The following is a 20,590-nucleotide window of genomic DNA, read 5'->3' as shown; positions in this document are numbered from 1 at the left end:
ATGGTAGTGTGGGGTTTCCCCATGTGAGAGTAGGTCATCGTCAAGATTAAATTCCAAAACCCCAATTGCGAAAGCAGTTGGGGTTTTGTTTTGGGCGCTTGAAAGTCGGACGCCTGCGAAGCTTGCACAGTGTTCTATCGAAATCTTTTGTGCAGATACCCTAATACGAGTCGAACCTTGCGTGTGATCAAGGTTCACAGGTGGTGCGCCGTGTATTTATCTCCACGGTTATGTACCTCACAGACACCCATGTGGCGTCTGAGCTGTGAAACAAAATAATCCCCGTAAACAGGCTCTGCCGCCTGTCCGGATTCAACTGCCCCGGACTATCATGCTGATAGCCCTACCCCTTACCGCAAGGAGCCGCTCGGAACGCCGATGCGCCAGATCTGGAAATCTTTTCGAGCCCTTTATTTCGCCTCCTTGATGATGCTGATCGGCTCCGGCCTGCTTAGTACTTATCTGGCTTTGCGTCTGGCAGCAGACAATGTCGACAGCTTGTGGGTCGGTGCGCTGATGGCTGCCAACTATTTTGGCTTGGTGCTGGGCGGCAAGCTCGGGCACCGCCTGATTGCCCGGGTCGGGCATATTCGTGCTTACGCCACCTGCGCGGGGATCGTCGGCGCAGCAGTGCTGGGTCACGGTTTGGTTGATTGGCTGCCAGCCTGGATTGTGCTGCGGATGATCGTGGGCTTGGGGATGATGTGCCAGTACATGGTTATCGAGAGTTGGCTCAATGAGCAGGCGGATGCCAAGCAGCGTGGCGTAGTGTTCAGCGGCTACATGATTGCGTCCTACCTTGGGCTGGTACTGGGCCAGTTGATCCTGGTCATGCATCCCCATCTGGGGCTTGAGCTGTTAATGCTCGTGGCGCTGTGCTTCGCGCTGTGCCTGGTCCCGGTGGCCATGACCCGGCGCATTCACCCGGCTCCACTGCACCCGGCCCCGATGGAGCCGCGCTTTTTTATCAAGCGCGTGCCGCAGTCGCTCAGCACCGTGTTGGGTGCTGGGTTGATCGTCGGTTCGTTCTACGGCTTGGCACCGCTCTACGCCTCTCAGCAGGGCCTGACAACTGAGCAAGTCGGCCTGTTCATGGGTAGCTGCATTTTTGCTGGATTGGTCGTGCAGTGGCCGCTGGGCTGGTTGTCGGACCGCTATGATCGTGCGCTGCTGATTCGCTGCTTTGCCTTGTGCCTGGCGGTGACGGCCTTGCCGTTGGCAATCATGACGCAGGTACCGTTGGAAGTACTGTTCGTGGCAGGCTTCTTCTGTTCGCTGGTGCAGTTCTGTCTTTACCCTTTGGCTGTGGCCTTTTCCAACGACCATGTGGAAGGCGATCGTCGGGTGTCACTGACGGCCATGTTGCTGGTGACCTACGGGATCGGCGCCAGCTTGGGGCCGCTGTTGGCAGGTGTGGTGATGAAGCTATTCGGCAGCCAGATGCTCTATGCGTTTTTCAGCTTATGTGCGTTGATCCTGGTGTGGCGCATTCGACCCAAGGCTGTGACCAACCTGCATCAGGTCGACGACGCACCGCTGCATCACGTGGCAATGCCCGACAGCATGTCCAGTTCGCCCTTGGTGGCTGCCCTTGACCCGCGGGTGGATGAGCAGGTGGTACAGGAGCAGATGCAAGTGACTGTGCCTGATCCAGAGCCCGCCCCTGAAACCGAGGAGCCGACGAGCGAAGAGTCGCACGAGCCACCAGACCCGGACGAGCATCCCCATGACTTAAGCAGGGCACGCCCCTGAACGAAAAAACGGGCAGATCCCATCAGGATCTGCCCGTTTTTTTATCTCAGCGTCTAACGCTCAAAGATCGTCGTCTTTATCGAAGCGCCGAGCTTCACGTTGTAATTGGTAGACAAAGCGCTCCACTTGGCGCTGCACCAAACCACTCATGTTGTGAAAGCGCACGCCGGCAAAGGTGGTGTTGATCTTGTCTTCGAAGTGCAGGTAGCGCAGTTCCACAGAGGTGGTCATGCTGCCGAAGGGCAGGGCAGCGATAAAGCGGTCATAGACCTGGCCCAACTGCAGACGCTCGGAGATATCGCCTTCAAAGCGCAATTTGCAGCCGGTTGCCGAGATATCCAGCAGCTTACCGCTGATAGGCGCCTTGAGCTTCTCGCCACCCAACTGAATGTCCACCAATTGCGCGAGCTTAAGAGCGGCGCGGAAGGCATTGCGTCGTTGGTGGTAAACCACTTCGCCGGGCAGGCTGCCGCTGTAGATGCGGTGGCCGCCTTTTTCGCTGATGGCCAACGTGCCATTGCTTTCCCAGGCAACCCGCACACCCTCATGGAAACCTTCGATACGGAAGGCTTCGCCATTCTCAAGATAGCGTTCACCGTCACGGGGAATCATTTCGTCCAGTACCAGCGTCTTGCTGTCCCGGTCGATGTCCACCAGGTAGCTCTGGAAGCGCTGGCTGCGTTCGTGGAAAGTGATGATCAGTGGGTCATGGCTTTCTTGCAGCATCCGCAACGTGCTGGCGATTTCCAGAGGCGTGGTGAGCACCTTGGGTGGCTGCGGTGCATCTTCCGCATTAAGGGCGTTGAACACGGTTCTTCCATCTCCAGGCAAAATACGACTACACGCAAGAACCGGCATTTTGCCAGTATGTAGCGCGCCTTGGATAGGCCACGCTGTAAACCGGCGTCAGGCTTGGCTGCGGGTGCTTGGCTTGACCAGGCGTGAGGTGGAGCCTTGGGCGTTGTAAAGGGCCGGAGGCTCTCCGCCGTGCAGTATGCGCAGCTGATTGGCGGTCGTGGCTTGCTGAAGCTGGATCGACTGACCGTTGAGCAGGTTGGCTTCCTGGCACTGGGCAAGCAAATGATTGAGTTCTTTGCTTTGTGCCAGCAGTTGATCGCCAACTGAAGAGTGGCTGGCCAGTTGTGCCAGGCCATCATGATCGGCAGGCAGACCCAGGCTGATCAGAATCTCACTGCGCTTTTTGCCATGCTGTTCAAGCAAGACAATCAGCGATTGTTTGCGCGCCAGGATTTCTTCCAGCAAGCGCATATCCCGGCCGTACAACGCCAGGGATTCTTCCTTAAGCAGCTCGAGCAATTGTTGCGTCGGCGCCAGATCATCAATGATCAGTTGGAGCAAATGTTCGTCGTGGTGCATGGCTGGCCTTGGGTTTTAAGCGTCCAAAAGCCCTGCGCAGGCCTTTGCCTAGCGCTCGGCTTCGAAGTTGAGCAGCTTGCTGGCTACACGGTTGCTGTCGACTTTATAGCTGCCATCGGCGATCGCCTGTTTCAACTCGGCCACGCGGGCTTTATTGACGACGGGTTGATCGCGCAGCGAGTCAGTGACCTTTTGCAACTGTTGAGCCTCATTGCTCAGGTGTACCGATTCCCCACTCTGGCTGGCGGCGGCCTGCTCTGCTTTGGCAGGCAAGGGCTGCGGCTTGGCTTCTACGCTGTCCTTGGCACCGCCGGTGCGCGTATTGCCGGGCAAGGCCGGGGCGTTATTCAAACGACTGAAATCAATGACCATGTTGAAAAACCTCTGGGTATTTGGACGCTTGCCATGTTTTCGGCCATACCCGGGCAAACTTTAGGCTCGATTGACAATAAACCTGTTCGGCTCAATATCCAGCACACAGTGTAGGAAAAGCTGGCATTTGATTCCAGTCATCTATAGCGCCACCTCGACCTGACCTGGCGCGGTGACTCGCGCCTTGATCACGCGATTGGAGTTGAGGTTCTTGACACGGATCTGTTCGCTCATGCCGCCATTGGACAACGCCTCTCCCGGCATCCTGACGTTCAGGCCGCCACTGCTGGCGGAAATCACCACCTGGTCACCCTTGCGAATCACCTCGGCCTGTTCCAGATGAACCAGCGTGAGGACTTGGTCGGTGACCACCGGTCGCGTGAGTTTCTGCCCGACGGCCTGGTCCAGCGACGTCAGGTAGCCTTGGTTGATCAGGCTGATGTCCCGCTCGCGCAACGCCACATCGTCGTAGCCGATGATGCCGGTGCGCTTCAACGGTCTCGCCACGACCACCACGTCGCGAAACAGCTTGACCTGAGCGGGTACAAAAACCGTCCAGGGCGAGGCGCCCTCACAGCGCACCTTTACGGTCACACGGCCGATGGGCTGGGCGGGGCTTTCCAGGGTGGCTGTCAATTCCTTGTCGCACAGTGGCATGCGCAAACGGGGGTCCAACTGGTTGACCTGGATTTCATAACGCCCCGGCGTCTGGGTGGTCGCCAGATAATCTTCTACAGTGAACTCAAGAAAGCCTTGGGTGACGCCGATAAGTAGATCAGGCAGGGTAACGTTGTCGGCGCGGGCCGTGACGCCCAGGCCCGAGACAAGCAGCGCCAGCGCGGCGCAGAGCAGTCTGCGGTAGCGTGAGCGGCCAGGGTGTCGGGAAACTGTCGTTTTAATATCCATACTCAGTAAATAGCAAAGCTCGTGCCGTTTAGTGTTGGGTACGCGTCGTACCCCTAGGATTTAGGAGTCTGGGCATGGCAGGTGTAATGGATTCAGTAAACCAGCGCACACAGCTGGTAGGGCAGAATCGCCTGGAGTTGTTGCTTTTCCGCCTGGATGGCAATCAGTTGTATGGCATCAACGTGTTTAAAGTGCGTGAAGTGCTGCAATGTCCCAAATTGACGATCATGCCCAAGTCCAGTCCGGTAGTGTGTGGCGTGGCCAACATTCGTGGCGCGACCATCCCGATTCTTGACCTGGCAATGGCCACGGGGGCCGCGGGTTTGCAAGACCGCCAGAACCCTTTCGTGATCATCACCGAATACAACACCAAGACCCAGGGTTTCCTGGTGCGCTCGGTGGAGCGCATCGTCAATATGAACTGGGAAGAGATCCATCCGCCGCCCAAGGGCACGGGGCGCGATCACTACCTGACGGCGGTGACGCGGGTCGACAACCAGTTGGTGGAAATCATCGACGTGGAGAAGATCCTCGCCGAAGTGGCCCCCACCTCGGAAACCATCTCCGTCGGTGTGGTGGATGCCGAAACGGCACACAAGGCGGTTTCGCTGCGCGTGTTGACCGTGGACGACTCTTCCGTAGCGCGCAAGCAAGTCACACGTTGCCTGCAAACCGTCGGGGTGGAGGTGGTGGCCCTCAATGACGGGCGCCAAGCCCTGGATTACCTGCGCAAGCTGGCGGACGAGGGCAAGAAGCCCGAAGAAGAATTCTTGATGATGATCTCTGACATCGAGATGCCGGAAATGGATGGCTACACGCTCACGGCCGAGATACGTAACGATCCACGCATGCAAAAATTGCATATCATCCTGCATACTTCGTTGTCGGGGGTATTCAATCAGGCAATGGTCAAGAAGGTCGGTGCGGATGACTTTCTGGCCAAATTCCGTCCTGATGACCTCGCATCCCGGGTAGTCGACCGGATCAAGGCAGCAGATCACGGCTAGGGGATGTCCCCCGGCGGTCACACGATTTAAGAGGCGGCATCATTGTCTACGGGTAATTTGGATTTCGAACAGTTCCGGGTCTTCCTGGAAAAAGCCTGTGGCATATTGCTCGGTGAAAACAAGCAGTACCTGGTATCCAGCCGCCTCAACAAGCTGATGGAACAGCAGGGCATCAAATCCCTGGGTGAGTTGGTCCAGCGGATCCAGGGTCAGCCGCGCAGTGGGCTCAAGGAAATGGTGGTCGATGCCATGACCACCAACGAAACCTTATGGTTTCGCGATACCTATCCCTTTGAAGTGCTCAAGAACAAAGTGTTGCCCGAAGCCATCAAGGCCAGCCCGGGCCAGCGCCTGCGTATCTGGTCGGCGGCCTGTTCTTCGGGGCAGGAGCCGTACTCGATCTCGATGTCCATCGACGAGTTCGAGCGAACCAACATGGGCCAGTTGAAAGCCGGCGCGCAAATTGTGGCCACGGACTTGTCCGGCACCATGCTCACCAACTGCAAGACCGGTGAGTACGACAGCCTGGCCCTGGGCCGAGGCTTGTCCCAGGAGCGCCTGCAACGCTACTTCGATCCCAAAGGGGCAGGGCGTTGGGCGATCAAGGCGCCGATCAAGAACCGCGTCGAATTTCGCTCGTTCAACCTGCTCGACAGCTACGCCAGCCTGGGCAAGTTCGACATGGTGTTCTGCCGCAACGTGCTGATCTATTTCTCGGCTGAAGTGAAGAAAGACATCCTGTTGCGCATCCACGGCACCCTCAAGCGCGGAGGTTATCTGTTCCTCGGTGCTTCCGAGGCGCTCAATGGGCTGCCGGATCACTTCCAGATGGTGCAATGCAGCCCTGGGATCATCTACCAGGCCAAGTAGTCTGGATGTATGCAATAAAAACTGTGGGAGCCGGGCTTGCCCGCGATGGCGGTGTGTCAGTCGATGAATAGGTCGGCAGGTACTGCGCCATCGCAGGCAAGCCAGCTCCCACATTTTTTTCTCGGCAAGCTGGAGTAAAGCGGCAAGCCCCATTGCCGCTTTACTGGCACTACGCGGAAATCGCTTGCCGCTTTTCTGGCATAGTCGCCGGCAACTTCCCTCGAAGCCCTTGATATACGGGCTCCCGCAAGATTGGCATGCACCTTGCTATAACCCTGCTAACGAACAGCAGGTCAGCCTAAAGGTTTCCGCCATGAGCATCAGCTTCGATAAAGCGCTCGGTATCCACGAACAAGCCCTGGGCTTCCGCGCCCAGCGTGCCGAAGTCCTGGCCAACAACATTGCCAACGCCGACACCCCGAACTACAAGGCTCGGGACTTGGACTTCTCCGCTGTGCTCGCCGCACAACAGGACAAGACCAAGAACGGCACCTTCGCCTTGAATATGACCAACAGCCGTCATATTGAAGCGCAAGGCCTGAGCAAGGGTGACGAGTCGCTGCTGTATCGCACACCGATGCAGCCGTCGATCGACCAGAACACCGTCGACGCCCAGCTGGAGCAATCGAACTACGCCGAAAACTCGGTGAACTTCCAGGCCAGCTTCACCCTGCTCAACAGCAAATTCAAAGGGCTGATGTCAGCCCTGCGCGGAGAGTAAGCCATGTCCCTGTCCAGTGTTTTCAATATTGCCGGCAGTGGCATGAGCGCGCAGACCACGCGTTTGAACACCGTCGCCAGTAACATCGCCAACGCCGAAACCGTCTCCTCGAGCATTGACCAGACCTATCGCGCCCGCCACCCGGTGTTCGCCACCATGTTCCAGGGGGGGCAGGCAAGCGGCAGCGATTCGTTGTTCCAGAGCCAGGACGCCGCCGGCTCCGGTGTGCAGGTGTTGGGCGTGGTTGAAGACCAGAGCAACCTGGAGGCCCGTTACGAGCCCAACCACCCGGCCGCGAACGAAAAGGGCTACGTCTACTACCCCAACGTCAACGTGGTCGAGGAAATGGCTGACATGATCTCTGCCAGTCGCTCGTTCCAGACCAACGCGGAAATGATGAACACCGCCAAAACCATGATGCAGAAGGTTCTGACCCTGGGTCAGTGATAAGGGGCGCCAAATAATGGCCATCGTTGATACGTCAAACAACACGGCGGTTCAGGACCTTTTCAATTCCAAGGTCAAGACTGCGACGAACAACAGCAGCGTCAGCGACGCTTCCAAGACGGCGACGGGCAACCAGTCGCTGGGCAAGGATGCGTTCCTGCAACTGCTCGTCACCCAGCTGAAAAACCAGAACCCGCTGTCGCCCCAGGACAACGGCGCGTTCGTCGCGCAGCTTGCACAGTTCAGCAGCCTGGAAGGCATCAATACCCTGAACGACTCGGTGAACAACATCTCCAGCAACTTCAGCTCGTCGCAGGCGCTGCAGGCTTCGTCGCTGGTGGGGCGCTCGATCATCATCCAGACCGACAAGGCCATGGTGGATACCAGCAAGAGCATGACCGGTTCGGTGGCAGTAACCTCGGCGGTGGGCAATGTCTCCGTCAAGATCACCGACAAAGACGGCAATGTGGTGCGCACCGTTGACATGGGCGCCCAGAGTGCCGGTACCCAGAGCTTTATCTGGGATGGCAAGAACGACAAGGGCGAGGTTGCCCCAGCTGGCACCTACACCTTCAATGCCACCACCAAGAACGACAAAGGCGACGCAGTGGCCTTGACCACTTCGCTGCCCGCCACGGTCACCAGCGTGACCCTGAGCAAGACCGGCGGCGAAATGCTGCTCAACCTTGCAGGCGGCATGGGCAGCGTCAAGCTGTCGCAAATTCAGACTATCGGTACATAGAGCCGGCTAAATACGGCAGAGGGAGAGAAACATGTCTTTTAATATCGGCCTTAGCGGCCTCTATGCGGCCAACAAACAACTGGACGTGACCGGCAACAACATCGCCAACGTCGCGACCACTGGCTTCAAGTCATCCCGTGCGGAATTCGCCGATATCTACGCGGCTTCCAAGCTGGGCACTGGCCAGAACAGCATCGGCAATGGTGTGAACCTGGCGGCGGTGTCCCAGCAGTTCACCCAGGGCGACGTCAACGGCAGCGGCGGCATCCTCGACATGGCGATCCAGGGCGGTGGCTTCTTCGTACAGAAGGGCAGCGACGGTTCGCTGGAGTACACCCGTAGCGGCGCTTTCCGTGCGGACAAGGACGGCTACATCACCAACAACACCGGCACTTCCCGCCTGCAAGGGTATGCCGCGGACGATAATGGCAAGATCAGCAAGGGTGGCTTGGTCGACCTGCAACTGAATCTGGCGAACCTGCCGCCCAAGGCGTCCACCAAGGTCGACTCCACCAGCAACCTGAACTCCTCGGAGCCGGTGATCGACCAGACGGCCAAGCCGTTTGATCCAACCAAGACCGAAACCTTCACTACCCAGTACAGCACCACCTTGTACGACTCCCAAGGTAACGCGCACCCGATGGTGCAGTACCTGGTGAAAACCGACGGCAACAAGTGGAATGCCTATACCCTGATTGACGGTCGCAACCCCGATGGTTCGGCTCCGACCGGCACCCCTTCGACGCCACCTGTGCCGTCGACATTGACCTTTGACGGCGCTGGCAATCTGACTACCGTCGTCACCAATGGTGTGTCCGACAAGACCCTCACCGTTGCCGGTTGGGTTCCCGGAAAGGTAACTGACGGCGTATGGAAGGCTAACGGTGCGGATGCCAACCCGGGTGGTATCGCCATCAACATGGCCAACATTACCCAGTACAACTCGGCCACCTACCGTAACCCTCCGGTCACCGATGGCTATGCCACCGGCCAGATCACCGGCCTGAAAATCGACGGCAGCGGGGTCCTGTTCGCCACTTTCAGCAACCAGCAGAGCAAGGCCATCGGCCAGATCTCCCTGGCCAGCTTCAACAACGAGCAGGGCCTGCAGCCAGCCGGTGCGACCACCTGGAAAGAGACCTTCGCCTCGGGCCAGCCGGGTTATGACAACCCGCAAGCCGGTACCCTGGGTTCGATCGTGGCCAACTCCCTGGAGAACTCCAACGTCAACCTGACCAGCGAGCTGGTGGACCTGATCAAGGCCCAGAGCAACTACCAGGCGAACGCCAAGACCATCTCCACCCAAAGCACCATCATGCAGACCATCATTCAGATGACCTGATGCCACCGCGCTAATACCCGCACACAAAAAGGCCCCTCGATCGAGGGGCTTTTTTGTGCGCGCGCGTTACTAGTTTACCGCTTGTTTCACCTCGCCTTACTGCTGGAACGCCCAGCGCCCATTGCGCCACGTACGGGGCACGGGCGCCTGTCGCCCATCGATCAGCGGGAGAGAGGTATGGCGATGTACAAGCAGTGGGAAGGGGTGCCAGCAGGCAGCCATTGGTTTGTTCTGAATAACTACAGCGCCGGTCTATACAGACGCAAAAGTCAGTCGGATGAACCCGGGGGAGGCAAGTCCTCTGATGCTGAATCGGTGAGGCAACTGCTCAATGAGTTGAGAGATGCCGAGAAAACATCCAAGAGCCAAACCGTCCAAGACCTTCGTGACAAGTTGAACGAGAAGCGCGAAGAGCTGGGTGATGAGAAATTCAAGGAGATCATGCAGGAGTTGATGGCGAAGGCGGACGTCTCCTGGCTGGAGATGCTGCGCCGTCTGATGAAGCAATGGTTTCCGGAAATCGACGATACATCACCCACACCTTCGCCGCCTTCTCCTCGCCCGTCGCCAGGTGGTGGCGGTGGTGGGGGCGGTGGGGGCAGGCCAAGCCCCGGTAATTTCGGGCCCAGCGAGCCCATGAGTAATCTGCCGATTACCGAAGGTTCCAAGCACTTTAACTACAAGCCTGATCAAAGTAACCCAGGGAAAAAGCCGGACAACATCTGGAGTGGATTCAGCCAGGGGCCCGATGGCAACTGCGTCACGGTGTCAGCGATAAAGGGCGCAATGATGAAGTTCGGCCAGAAACCCACCGACGTTTTCAAGGAGGTAAAAGAGACGGCAGACGGTTATCACGTGAAGATGCGCGACGGCTTCGAACTTAATCTATCCAAGGATGAATTAAAGCAGGCGGCCAGGTATGCGCAGTTCAAGGGGGACAATCCGGGGATGATGACGGATGCCAACTTCATGTTCGCAGCGAGCGCCAAGCGGGCACAGATTGAAGGTAATGGCCTGGACGACAACCCTAGTCAATCCAAAAGAAGCTTCGCCCACGCGATGCAAAGTTTGAACAACGGCGAAATGCCCCACGAAGCATTGGATCGCCTGGGGTTGAAAGGGCTATACAGGCAGTCTTCAAGCAGTGAGCTGGCGAGCGGCAAGCTCGGTGTCGTGGCCTACGATCGCCATTCGATGGCGGTCATCGACGGGCGGGTGGAGTTGTGGGGGCGCAGAGGTGGCGCGCCCAAGCAAGGTATTGCGTACGCGTTTCTCTAAGGCGATAAGCAAAAAGCCCGATAAACCCTATGCAGTCGGGGTCTATCGGGCTTTTTCAAACCAGAGGGGCAATCCCCCTGGACTGGCTCAGCTTATTGGCAAGCTTCGCAATCGGGCTCGTCAATCGCGCAGGCCTTTGGCACAGGTGCCGGGCCGGCTGGCGCTGCGAGTACCGAGTCATCACCGTGGTTACCGCTGGAAACAGCGTTCAGCTTACCGGTGTTGATGGTCGACTTCTCGGTGCTGGTCGCGGCCAGGGCACGGAGGTAGTAAGTGGTTTTCAGGCCACGGTACCACGCCATGCGGTAGGTCACGTCCAGCTTCTTGCCCGAGGCGCCGGCGATGTACAGGTTCAGGGACTGGGCCTGGTCGATCCATTTCTGACGACGGCTGGCGGCGTCAACGATCCACTTGGTGTCCACTTCGAACGCGGTCGCGTAGAGCTCTTTGAGTTCTTGCGGGATGCGTTCGATCTGCTGCACGGAACCGTCGTAGTACTTCAGGTCGTTGATCATGACCGAGTCCCACAGGCCGCGGGCTTTGAGGTCGCGAACCAGGTATGGGTTGATCACGGTGAATTCGCCAGACAGGTTCGATTTCACATACAGGTTCTGGTAGGTCGGTTCGATCGACTGCGACACGCCAGTGATGTTGGCGATGGTGGCGGTCGGCGCGATGGCCATGATGTTGGAGTTACGAATACCTTTCTGCACACGGGCACGTACCGGCGCCCAGTCCAGGGTTTCGTTCAGGTCAACGTCGATGTACTTCTGGCCACGGGCTTCGATCAGGATCTGTTGCGAATCCAGCGGCAGGATGCCCTTGGACCACAGCGAACCCTGGAACGTCTCGTAGGCGCCACGCTCGTCGGCCAGGTCGCAGGAAGCCTGGATCGCGTAGTAGCTGACCGCTTCCATGGACTTGTCGGCGAACTCGACGGCTGCATCGGAGCCGTAAGGAATGTGCTGCAGGTACAAAGCGTCCTGGAAGCCCATGATCCCCAGGCCAACCGGGCGGTGCTTGAAGTTGGAGTTCTGCGCCTGTGGCACCGAGTAGTAGTTGATGTCGATGACGTTATCGAGCATGCGTACGGCGGTGTTGACGGTGCGTGCAAGCTTTACGGTGTCCAGCTTGCCGTTGACGATGTGGTTCGGCAGGTTGATCGAGCCCAGGTTGCAAACGGCGATCTCGTCCTTGTTGGTGTTCAAGGTGATCTCGGTGCACAGGTTCGAGCTGTGGACCACGCCCACGTGCTGCTGCGGGCTGCGCAGGTTGCATGGGTCCTTGAAGGTCAACCATGGGTGGCCGGTTTCGAACAGCATGGACAGCATTTTGCGCCACAGGTCTTTGGCCTGGATGGTCTTGAACAGCTTGACCTTGCCTGGGTACTCGGTGAGGGCTTCGTAGTACTCGTAGCGCTCTTCGAAGGCCTTGCCGGTCAGGTCGTGCAGGTCCGGTACTTCGGATGGCGAGAACAGGGTCCACTTGCCGTCATCGAAGACGCGCTTCATGAACAGGTCCGGGATCCAGTTGGCGGTGTTCATGTCGTGGGTACGACGACGGTCATCACCGGTGTTCTTGCGCAGCTCGATGAACTCTTCAATGTCCATGTGCCAGGTTTCCAGGTAGGCACACACAGCGCCTTTGCGCTTGCCACCCTGGTTCACGGCAACGGCGGTGTCGTTCACCACTTTCAGGAACGGTACGACGCCCTGGGACTTGCCGTTGGTGCCCTTGATGTACGAACCCAGTGCGCGCACCGGTGTCCAGTCGTTACCCAGGCCGCCGGCGAATTTGGACAGCATGGCGTTGTCGTGGATCGCGTGGTAGATGCCCGACAGGTCATCCGGCACGGTGGTCAGGTAGCAGCTCGACAGCTGTGGACGCAGGGTACCGGCGTTGAACAGGGTCGGGGTCGACGACATGTAGTCGAAGGACGACAGCAGGTTGTAAAACTCGATAGCGCGGTCTTCTTTGTTCTTCTCTTCGATCGCCAGGCCCATGGCCACGCGCATGAAGAACACTTGCGGCAGTTCGAAGCGGATACCGTCCTTGTGGATGAAGTAACGGTCGTACAGGGTTTGCAAGCCCAGGTAGGTGAACTGCTGGTCACGTTCGTGGTTGATCGCCTTGCCGAGCTTTTCCAGGTCGAAGGTGGCCAGGATCGGGTTCAGCAATTCGAATTCGATACCTTTGGCGATGTAGGCCGGCAGGGCCTTGGCGTACAGGTCGGCCATCTCGTGGTGAGTGGCGCTGTCGGCGACTTTCAGGAAGCCCAGGCCTTCGGCACGCAGGGTGTCCATCAGCAGGCGGGCGGTCACGAACGAGTAGTTCGGCTCACGCTCGACCAGGGTGCGGGCGGTCATCACCAGGGCGGTGTTGACGTCGGTCAGGGCTACGCCGTCGTACAGGTTCTTCAGGGTTTCGCGCTGGATCAGGTCACCGTCGACTTCTTCCAGGCCTTCGCAGGCCTCGGTGATGATGGTGTTCAGGCGGCCCAGGTCCAGCGGTGCGAAGCTGCCGTCGGCCAGGGTGATGCGGATCGACGGGTGCGCTTGAACGGCGGCTTCTTCGGCCGGGGAACGTACGGCACGCTCCTTGGCGCGCGAGTCACGGTAGATCACGTAGTCGCGGGCCACTTTCTGTTCGCCGGCACGCATCAGGGCCAGTTCGACCTGGTCCTGGATTTCTTCGATGTGGATGGTGCCGCCCGATGGCATGCGACGCTTGAAGGTCGCGGTGACCTGTTCGGTCAGACGGGCAACGGTGTCGTGGATGCGCGACGAAGCGGCAGCGGTGCCGCCTTCAACTGCAAGAAACGCTTTGGTGATGGCGACGGTGATTTTGTCATCGGTATAAGGAACGACAGTGCCGTTACGCTTGATCACGCGCAGTTGGCCAGGTGCAGTGGCGGACAGATCCAGGTTCGAATCAGCGGCCTGCGGCACGGAGCCTTGCGGGTTCTCGCGAGTTGTGTCGGTTTGCATGAGGGGGTGTCTCCACATTCTATATTTATTTGGGCACCATCACGGTGCCCACCGTTCCGTCCTGAAGCACTTACAGCAGGCCTGGGCCTGGCATAACAACTTCGGGACAGGAGGAAGGGAGCTCATCGCGCCGCTTCCATGCCGAAGTCTTTGGTTCGGGGCCGGGGAGCCCTTCGCCGTATTCCTGGTGGGTGACAGTGGCCCCATTCAAGCCCTGCAACACCCGTACCGTTTTCTGCCAATCGGGCTGGAAAACGGTTGCCATCCGCGTGCGCGGTTTGGGCTTTCAAAAAATGCTTTGGTTCAACCAAACACGAGCAAGAAAGCGCTTGAGTTTCTTGCCGGATATGTGTTTGGTCTTTTCGCTGAAAACCCTACATGTAGGGTTTTTTTAGCGCCGAGGTACAAGATAATGCGTTTTGGGGGGCTTAGCAACGCACTACCTGTGGATAACGCTGTGGGTAAAATGTGTATGAATCATGGAACACCCGTGTAGGCCGCATTACTACTGGATTACACCGTTTGTCACCGAATATTCCCGGGTAGAAACTGCCGGCGGGAATTTTGAGGGCGCGAACCCTACCACAAAAAATCGCCATGACCGAATGGATTTCCCGGCTTGTGTTCAAGGGGCGGTGCATGGCTACAATCGGCCTTTGTTATGCCCTCATAACATGACAAACAGGCTATGCCTGCTGAAGATCAATAGGTGGGAGCTGGCTTGCCTGCGATGGCGGTGTATCAGCCACCCACAGGCTCGCTGACCCACCGCCATCGCAGGCAAGCCAGCTCCCACACCGACCGTATTTCACATTCGATTGTGTCGGCCAGAAGAAATTCTAATAACAACGAGGTAGCGCATGGAGCAAGAAGCCTGGCAGATACTGATCGTCGAGGACGACGAGCGACTCGCCGAGTTGACCCGTGAGTACCTGGAAAGCAACGGCCTGCGCGTGTCGGTAGAAGGCGATGGTGCCAAGGCCGTGGCGCGCATCATCGCCGAGCAGCCGGACCTGGTGATCCTCGACCTGATGCTGCCCGGCGAAGACGGCCTGAGCATCTGCCGCAAGGTGCGCGAGCGCTATGACGGTGTGATCCTGATGCTCACCGCGCGCACCGATGACATGGACCAGGTGCTGGGCCTGGACATGGGCGCCGACGACTATGTGTGCAAACCCGTGCGCCCGCGTTTGTTGCTGGCGCGTATCCAGGCGCTGCTGCGCCGCAGTGAACCGGTGTTGCCCGTTGCAGTGGAAAACCAGCGCCGCCTGCAGTTTGGCCCGCTGGTGGTGGACAATGCCTTGCGCGAAGCCTGGTTGCATGAGGGCAGCATCGAACTGACCAGCGCGGAATTCGACCTCTTGTGGCTGCTGGTTGCGAACGCCGGGCGCATCCTGTCCCGCGAAGAAATCTTCATCGCCCTGCGCGGCATTGGTTATGACGGCCAGGATCGCTCGATTGACGTGCGTATCTCGCGCATTCGCCCAAAGATCGGCGACGATCCGATCCACCCACGCCTGATCAAGACCATCCGCAGCAAAGGCTACCTGTTCGTCCCCGAAGCCGCTGCCGATATGCCGCTGTGAACTCGATCTTCCTGCGCATCTACGGCGGCATGTGCGCGGCGCTGATCCTGGTGGCGCTGCTCGGCGCCCTGGCGCTGCACCTGCTCAATGACGTGCGCAGCGGCCAGTACCGTGAGCGCCTGGCTCACGGCACCTTTGCGTTGATGGGCGATAACCTGCAACCCATGAGCACCATTGAACGCCAGCGCGCTTTGGCGGTGTGGGAGCGTTTGCTGGGCATTCCGCTGGAGCTGCGCACGTTCACCGACGCGCAATTGGACCTGGGCCAGCGCAACCGCCTGCAACGCGGCCAGGTCCTGGTGGAACAGACCGGCCCCCACGCGGCGCGGGTGCTGCGGTTGGTCAGCGAGCAAGAGCAACTGGTGCTTACCGGCGAGGTGCAGCAGATCAGCGAGCAATTGGCCCGTGCGACTATTTACCTGCTGGCCGACGAACTGGTGCGTTTCCCGGTGGCCGAACAACCCCAGCGTCTGGCCGACATCAAGCACGCCAAGGGTTTTGGTTTTGAAATGCACTTGACGGCCCTTGACCAGGCCGACATGGACGACGACCAGCGTCGTCGCGTGGCGGAGGGCGATACGGTGATGGCGCTGGGCAAGGGCGGCGATTCGATTCGCGTGTTTGCCGGGATGGTCGGCACCCCGTGGGTACTGGAGATCGGCCCGCTGTACCAGATGAACCCTTACCCGGCGCAGTGGCTGATCCTGATCACCTTGATCGGCCTGACCCTGATCGGCTTGATCGTCTATCTGCTGGTGCGACAACTGGAGCGCCGGCTCAAAGGTCTGGAGGCGGCGGCCACGCGTATCGCCAAGGGCAACCTGGAAGTGCGCGTGCCGGCTCGCGGCGCCGACTCGGTCGGGCGCCTGGCGGCAGCTTTCAATGGCATGGCTGAGCACTTGCAGCAATTGCTGGCGATTCAGCGCGAGTTGGTTCGCGCGGTGTCTCACGAGCTGCGCACACCGGTCGCGCGCCTGCGCTTTGGCCTGGAGATGATCGGTGACGCCGCCACGCCGCAAGCGCGACGCAAATACCTGGAAGGCATGGATGGCGATATCCAGGACCTCGATGGCCTGGTGGACGAGATGCTCACTTATGCCCGCTTGGAACAGGGCGCGCCGGAGCTGAATTTCCAGCGCGTGGACCTGAATGCATTGCTCGACCAGGTGATTGGCGAATTATCGCCATTGCGCCCGCAGGTCACCGTCACCCGGGGTATTTGCCTGTCCTCGGCGCATTGGGATGACGCCTGGGTCGATGCCGAGCCGCGCTACCTGCACCGCGCCCTGCAAAACCTGGTGAGTAACGCCATGCGCCATGCCAAGGGCCAGGTGCTGATCAGTTATCAGGTAGGGCAGGTGCGTTGTCGCATCGATGTGGAAGACGACGGCCCCGGCGTGCCGGAAAGCGCCTGGGAGCGGATCTTCACGCCGTTCCTGCGCTTGGATGATAGCCGTACCCGCGCCTCTGGCGGGCATGGCCTGGGGTTGTCGATCGTGCGGCGGATTATCTATTGGCACGGCGGGCGGGCGTTGATCAGCAAGAGCAATAACCTGGGCGGGGCGTGCTTCAGCCTGAGCTGGCCCAGGGATCAGGATAAGCCCTGAAACCCAACTGTAGGAGCGAGCTTGCTCGCGAAAAACCTCAACGATAACGCGTGCTGCCTGAATAAACGCGGCGCCTGTGAGTTTTTCGCGAGCAAGCTCGCTCCTACATTGCGACAGCCACCAGGCTCAACAACTGCTCCCCTTGCACCACAAACTGCCCTTCCAGCTCTTTGCCATGGCCCCACTCTTGCGAAAGATCGGTCAGCAACCGCAGACGCACTCTCCCAGCCGCTGACCACTCCAACACCTCGGCATGCTCGAAATAAAAGCGCTTGTGCACGATCGGATAGAGCGCCTTGAACAGGCTCTCCTTCACCGAAAACGTCAGCGTCACCAGCAAGGCCTGTTGCTCACGGGGCAGGGCGGCCATGCGCTGCAGCTCATCGGCGGTCAGGATCTCCCCGGCCAGACGGTCCGCCCTTTCCGGTGACAGCAGGTGCTCCAAGTCCATGCCCAGCCCGCGCCATTGCGCCTTGTGCCCGACAATCGCCGCAGCGTGCCCGGTGCTGTGGGTGATGGAACCACTGATATGCCCTGGCCAGACCGGGGCGCGGTCTTCGCCGATGGCCGGGATGCAGTGCAGATGATCGAGTCGTTGCAGCGCTTCGCGTGCGCACAGGCGGCCGGCGAGAAATTCCGCCTGGCGCTTGGCGACCGAGCGCTGGATGCTCGCGGGCGGCGGCACATCGCAGCGCTGGAAATCGCCCGGGCTCAATAAAGCTGGGTCGAATCGCGTGCTCAAAAACACCGTGCCCGGCAAGGGAACCGGCAACGGCCAATGATCATCGAGTGGGGTGCAGCAAGCGGGTAGGGGCGTCATGCGCGGTATTTTGCCGAGTTGGCGGGCCAGTGGATAGCCCGGTGCGGTTCAGCTGCGGTTCAGAGCCTGTTCAGGGGGAGTTCAGGGGCGCCTGCGTAGTCTGGACCCCACAGCCCAAACGCGTATGAGGTAACCACCATGACTGCGATCAAAAAGCTGATGTTGGCCTTGACCATGCTTGGCGCCACTGCTGGCGTGCAGGCGTCCGATGGCGCCTTTGCGGCCTTTGGCAGCGAGAAAACCAAGAAATCCAGCAACCTGATCCATCGTGTCAGCTTCGAAGACGCCGGCACCCAGGCCGCGCCGTGGGGCCAGGCCCTGGGCGCTACCCCTGCGCAACCCGACTATCGCAGCGGCTACGCGCACCTGACCGGCCACTACAATGGCATAAAACTGCGCCCCCAAGAGCTGCAGGGCCGCTATGATATCCCCCTGTCGGCTAGTTGAATTGCAGTGGAGAACCTTATGAAATTGCTGGTGGTGGAAGATGAGGCGCTGCTGCGTCATCACCTGTTTACCCGCCTGACCGACAGCGGGCATGTGGTCGAAGCCGTGGCCAATGCCGAAGAAGCCCTGTACCAGACCGGCCAATTCAACCATGACTTGGCGATCATCGACCTTGGCCTGCCCGGTATGGGCGGCCTGGACCTGATTCGCCAGTTGCGCACCCAGACCAAGACCTTCCCGATCCTGATCCTCACCGCCCGCGGCAACTGGCAGGACAAGGTGGAAGGCCTGGCGGCCGGGGCCGACGACTACGTGGTCAAGCCGTTCCAGTTCGAAGAGCTGGAGGCGCGCATGAACGCCTTGCTGCGCCGATCAAGCGGTTTTACTCAATCGACTATTGTTGCCGGGCCGCTGCTGCTAGACCTCAACCGCAAGCAAGCCTCCCTGGACGAGCAACCCCTGGCGCTGACCGCCTACGAGTATCGGATCCTCGAATACTTGATGCGTCATCATCAGCAAGTGGTCGCCAAGGACCGCTTGATGGAGCAACTGTACCCGGATGACGACGAGCGCGATCCAAACGTGATCGAAGTGCTGGTCGGCCGCCTGCGCCGCAAGCTGGAAGGCCCGGCCGGGTTCAAGCCGATCGATACCGTGCGTGGCCTGGGCTACCTGTTCAATGAGCGCTGCCGTTGATTCGTTCGCTACGTGTACGCCTGATGCTGGCGGCCGCCACTTTGGCCGTACTATTTATGCTCGGCTTGTTGCCGGCCATGCAAGGCGCATTCAGCCTGGCGCTGCAGGATTCCATCGAACAGCGCCTGGCCTCGGATGTGACCACGCTGATTTCCGCGGCGCGGGTCGACAATAACCGCCTGCTGATGCCGGCGCAGTTGCCCGATGAGCGTTTCAACCTCACCGACAGTCGGCTGTTGGGCTATATCTACGACCGTGAAGGCCATCTGGTATGGCGCTCGCGGGCGACCCAGGAAGAAAACATCAACTACAAACCGCGCTACGACGGGCGCGGCAACGAGTTTGCGCGGATTCGCGAGGCCAATGGCCAGGAATTCTTCGTGTATGACGTCGAGGTCCGGCTGCTGGGAGGCAAGAGCGCGGCGTTCAGCATTGTCGCCCTGCAGCCGGTACGCGAATACCAACTGACCCTCGAAGGCCTGCGCGAGAACCTCTACCTCGGGTTCGGCGCGGCCTTGCTGGTGTTGTTGACGCTGTTGTGGCTGGGCCTGACCTGGGGCCTGCAAGCCCTGCGGCGCCTGAGCCATGAACTCGACCAGATCGAAGGCGGCACTCGTGAAAGCCTCAGCGAAGAACACCCCCGCGAACTGCTGCGCCTGACCGGCTCCCTCAACCGCTTGCTGCACAGCGAGCGCGAACAGCGTGCGCGCTACCGCGACTCACTCGATGACTTGGCCCACAGCCTGAAAACGCCACTGGCGGTGTTGCAGGGCGTGAGCGAAGACATGGCCCAGCGCCCCGAAGAACGTAGCCAGGCGTGGGTGCTGCAATCGCAGATCGAACGCATGAGCCAGCAGATCGGTTACCAACTGCAGCGTGCCAGCCTGCGAAAAAGTGGCCTGGTGCGTCACCAGGTACGCCTGGAACCGGTGGTGCAAAGCCTGTGCGATACATTGGAAAAGGTTTATCGCGACAAGCGGGTCACCGTGACGTTTGATCTGCCGCAGGCCTGCGAGGTGCCTATCGAAAAGGGCGCGTTGCTTGAAATGCTCGGCAACCTGCTGGAAAACGCCTACCGCCTGTGCCTCAAGCAAGTGCGTATCAGCCTGGTGGAAAACCTCGATGGCATTGAGCTGTGTATCGAAGACGACGGCCCTGGTGTGCCACCGGACCAGCGTGCACGGATTCTGCAGCGTGGCGAACGGCTCGACCGCCAGCACCCGGGGCAGGGGATAGGGCTGGCGGTGGTCAAGGACATCATTGAAAGCTATCACGCGCGGTTGACGTTGGGGGATTCAGCGTTGGGTGGGGCGGCGTTCAGGATTCACTTTCCTGCCTTGTGATCTTGACCTTAAGCGCCCCGTTAAACCACGCTGGCCGTAATTCGACAGTGATTTGGGGGGTAAACCGGCAGGGATGCCGGTTTAGCCGCCCCGCGCCATGGATGGCGCGTGGCGGCGGCCCCCAAATCACTGACGAATTACGGGCACACCGAGCCTAAGCGAGGTGCCGAGTGGTGGGGCAAGAGCGTTTTGCTTACTTTTGACTGGGCCGGCAATCCGGCTTTTCAAAAGTGAGCCGCTGTCAGAGCGGAACCCTAGGTGGCCGTTACCGCAGCAATGGATATGTACAC

General features: G+C 59.4%; 19 protein-coding genes. 13 read left to right on the top strand and 6 right to left on the bottom strand.

The annotated features are described in order from the left end of the window. Nucleotides 1–378: 378 nt before the first annotated feature. A complete protein-coding gene (locus E1K68_RS20995) occupies nt 379–1,752 on the top strand; it encodes an MFS transporter (protein WP_212614613.1) in 1,374 nt (457 codons plus the stop codon). A gap of 60 nt (nt 1,753–1,812) precedes the next feature. On the opposite strand, the gene E1K68_RS20990 is transcribed toward E1K68_RS20995, so the two are convergent. The 4 genes from E1K68_RS20990 to flgA form a co-directional block, all read right to left on the bottom strand. Continuing rightward, a complete protein-coding gene (locus E1K68_RS20990) occupies nt 1,813–2,562 on the bottom strand; it encodes a flagellar brake protein (protein ID WP_003193584.1) in 750 nt (249 codons plus the stop codon). A 96-nt stretch (nt 2,563–2,658) separates the two neighbouring features. Next, entirely contained in the window at nt 2,659–3,129 is a 471-nt protein-coding gene (locus E1K68_RS20985; protein ID WP_003193583.1) for a flagellar protein FlgN, read from the bottom strand. Between the two features lie 48 nt (nt 3,130–3,177). Further along, entirely contained in the window at nt 3,178–3,501 is a 324-nt protein-coding gene (gene flgM / locus E1K68_RS20980; protein WP_003193581.1) for a flagellar biosynthesis anti-sigma factor FlgM, read from the bottom strand. Nucleotides 3,502–3,642: 141 nt separating this feature from the next. After that, complete coding sequence (flgA, locus tag E1K68_RS20975) at nt 3,643–4,407, bottom strand: flagellar basal body P-ring formation chaperone FlgA (RefSeq protein ID WP_003193579.1); 765 nt, start codon at nt 4,405–4,407, stop codon at nt 3,643–3,645. Between the two features lie 74 nt (nt 4,408–4,481). Between flgA and E1K68_RS20970 the strand changes: the two genes are divergently transcribed. From E1K68_RS20970 to E1K68_RS20940, 7 genes are all read left to right on the top strand, one after another. After that, complete coding sequence (locus E1K68_RS20970; protein ID WP_003193578.1) at nt 4,482–5,414, top strand: chemotaxis protein CheV; 933 nt, start codon at nt 4,482–4,484, stop codon at nt 5,412–5,414. A gap of 42 nt (nt 5,415–5,456) precedes the next feature. Then, nucleotides 5,457–6,284, top strand: coding sequence for a protein-glutamate O-methyltransferase CheR (gene cheR, locus E1K68_RS20965; protein ID WP_014719581.1), 828 nt, complete (start codon nt 5,457–5,459; stop codon nt 6,282–6,284). 313 nt (nt 6,285–6,597) lie between these two features. Then, nucleotides 6,598–7,005 carry a flagellar basal body rod protein FlgB gene (gene flgB / locus E1K68_RS20960; protein WP_003193573.1) on the top strand — a complete coding sequence of 136 codons (408 nt, stop codon included), beginning with the start codon at nt 6,598–6,600 and terminating at the stop codon, nt 7,003–7,005. Between the two features lie 3 nt (nt 7,006–7,008). Continuing rightward, the gene (gene flgC, locus E1K68_RS20955) at nt 7,009–7,452 is read left to right on the top strand and encodes a flagellar basal body rod protein FlgC (protein ID WP_003193572.1); all 444 of its coding nucleotides are present in this window, start codon (nt 7,009–7,011) and stop codon (nt 7,450–7,452) included. A 16-nt stretch (nt 7,453–7,468) separates the two neighbouring features. Beyond that, complete coding sequence (gene flgD, locus E1K68_RS20950; RefSeq protein ID WP_003193570.1) at nt 7,469–8,194, top strand: flagellar hook assembly protein FlgD; 726 nt, start codon at nt 7,469–7,471, stop codon at nt 8,192–8,194. A 31-nt stretch (nt 8,195–8,225) separates the two neighbouring features. Further along, a complete protein-coding gene (gene flgE, locus E1K68_RS20945) occupies nt 8,226–9,536 on the top strand; it encodes a flagellar hook protein FlgE (protein ID WP_003193569.1) in 1,311 nt (436 codons plus the stop codon). A gap of 177 nt (nt 9,537–9,713) precedes the next feature. Further along, complete coding sequence (locus E1K68_RS20940) at nt 9,714–10,814, top strand: hypothetical protein (RefSeq protein ID WP_169856698.1); 1,101 nt, start codon at nt 9,714–9,716, stop codon at nt 10,812–10,814. A 92-nt stretch (nt 10,815–10,906) separates the two neighbouring features. On the opposite strand, the gene E1K68_RS20935 is transcribed toward E1K68_RS20940, so the two are convergent. Further along, nucleotides 10,907–13,801, bottom strand: coding sequence for a ribonucleoside-diphosphate reductase subunit alpha (locus E1K68_RS20935; protein ID WP_003193565.1), 2,895 nt, complete (start codon nt 13,799–13,801; stop codon nt 10,907–10,909). Between the two features lie 860 nt (nt 13,802–14,661). Here E1K68_RS20935 and E1K68_RS20930 point away from each other — a divergent pair. After that, nucleotides 14,662–15,387, top strand: a complete 726-nt coding sequence (locus E1K68_RS20930; protein ID WP_057709666.1) for a response regulator — start codon at nt 14,662–14,664, stop codon at nt 15,385–15,387. After that, the gene (locus tag E1K68_RS20925) at nt 15,384–16,994 is read left to right on the top strand and encodes an ATP-binding protein (protein ID WP_003193562.1); all 1,611 of its coding nucleotides are present in this window, start codon (nt 15,384–15,386) and stop codon (nt 16,992–16,994) included. Before E1K68_RS20930 ends, E1K68_RS20925 begins: the two co-directional genes overlap by 4 nt. Nucleotides 16,995–17,097: 103 nt before the next feature. On the opposite strand, the gene E1K68_RS20920 is transcribed toward E1K68_RS20925, so the two are convergent. Beyond that, nucleotides 17,098–17,814: a 4'-phosphopantetheinyl transferase superfamily protein gene (locus E1K68_RS20920; protein ID WP_003193561.1), complete on the bottom strand. Its 717-nt coding sequence runs from the start codon at nt 17,812–17,814 to the stop codon at nt 17,098–17,100. Nucleotides 17,815–17,952: 138 nt separating this feature from the next. Between E1K68_RS20920 and E1K68_RS20915 the strand changes: the two genes are divergently transcribed. The 3 genes from E1K68_RS20915 to E1K68_RS20905 are packed head-to-tail and all read left to right on the top strand — an operon-like array spanning nt 17,953 to nt 20,300. Next, nucleotides 17,953–18,261, top strand: a complete 309-nt coding sequence (locus E1K68_RS20915; RefSeq protein WP_003193560.1) for a hypothetical protein — start codon at nt 17,953–17,955, stop codon at nt 18,259–18,261. Nucleotides 18,262–18,279: 18 nt separating this feature from the next. Then, the gene (locus E1K68_RS20910; RefSeq protein ID WP_003193559.1) at nt 18,280–18,957 is read left to right on the top strand and encodes a response regulator; all 678 of its coding nucleotides are present in this window, start codon (nt 18,280–18,282) and stop codon (nt 18,955–18,957) included. After that, entirely contained in the window at nt 18,954–20,300 is a 1,347-nt protein-coding gene (locus tag E1K68_RS20905; protein WP_019817208.1) for an ATP-binding protein, read from the top strand. The genes E1K68_RS20910 and E1K68_RS20905 overlap by 4 nt, the downstream gene beginning before the upstream one ends. Nucleotides 20,301–20,590 lie beyond the last annotated feature (290 nt).

Origin of the sequence: Pseudomonas sp. B2021, assembly GCF_018135665.1 — a bacterium.
Lineage (GTDB): Bacteria > Pseudomonadota > Gammaproteobacteria > Pseudomonadales > Pseudomonadaceae > Aquipseudomonas > Aquipseudomonas lactis.
The sequence above is the reverse complement of the archived record's forward strand: the minus strand, read 5'-3'. Positions and strand labels throughout refer to the sequence as shown.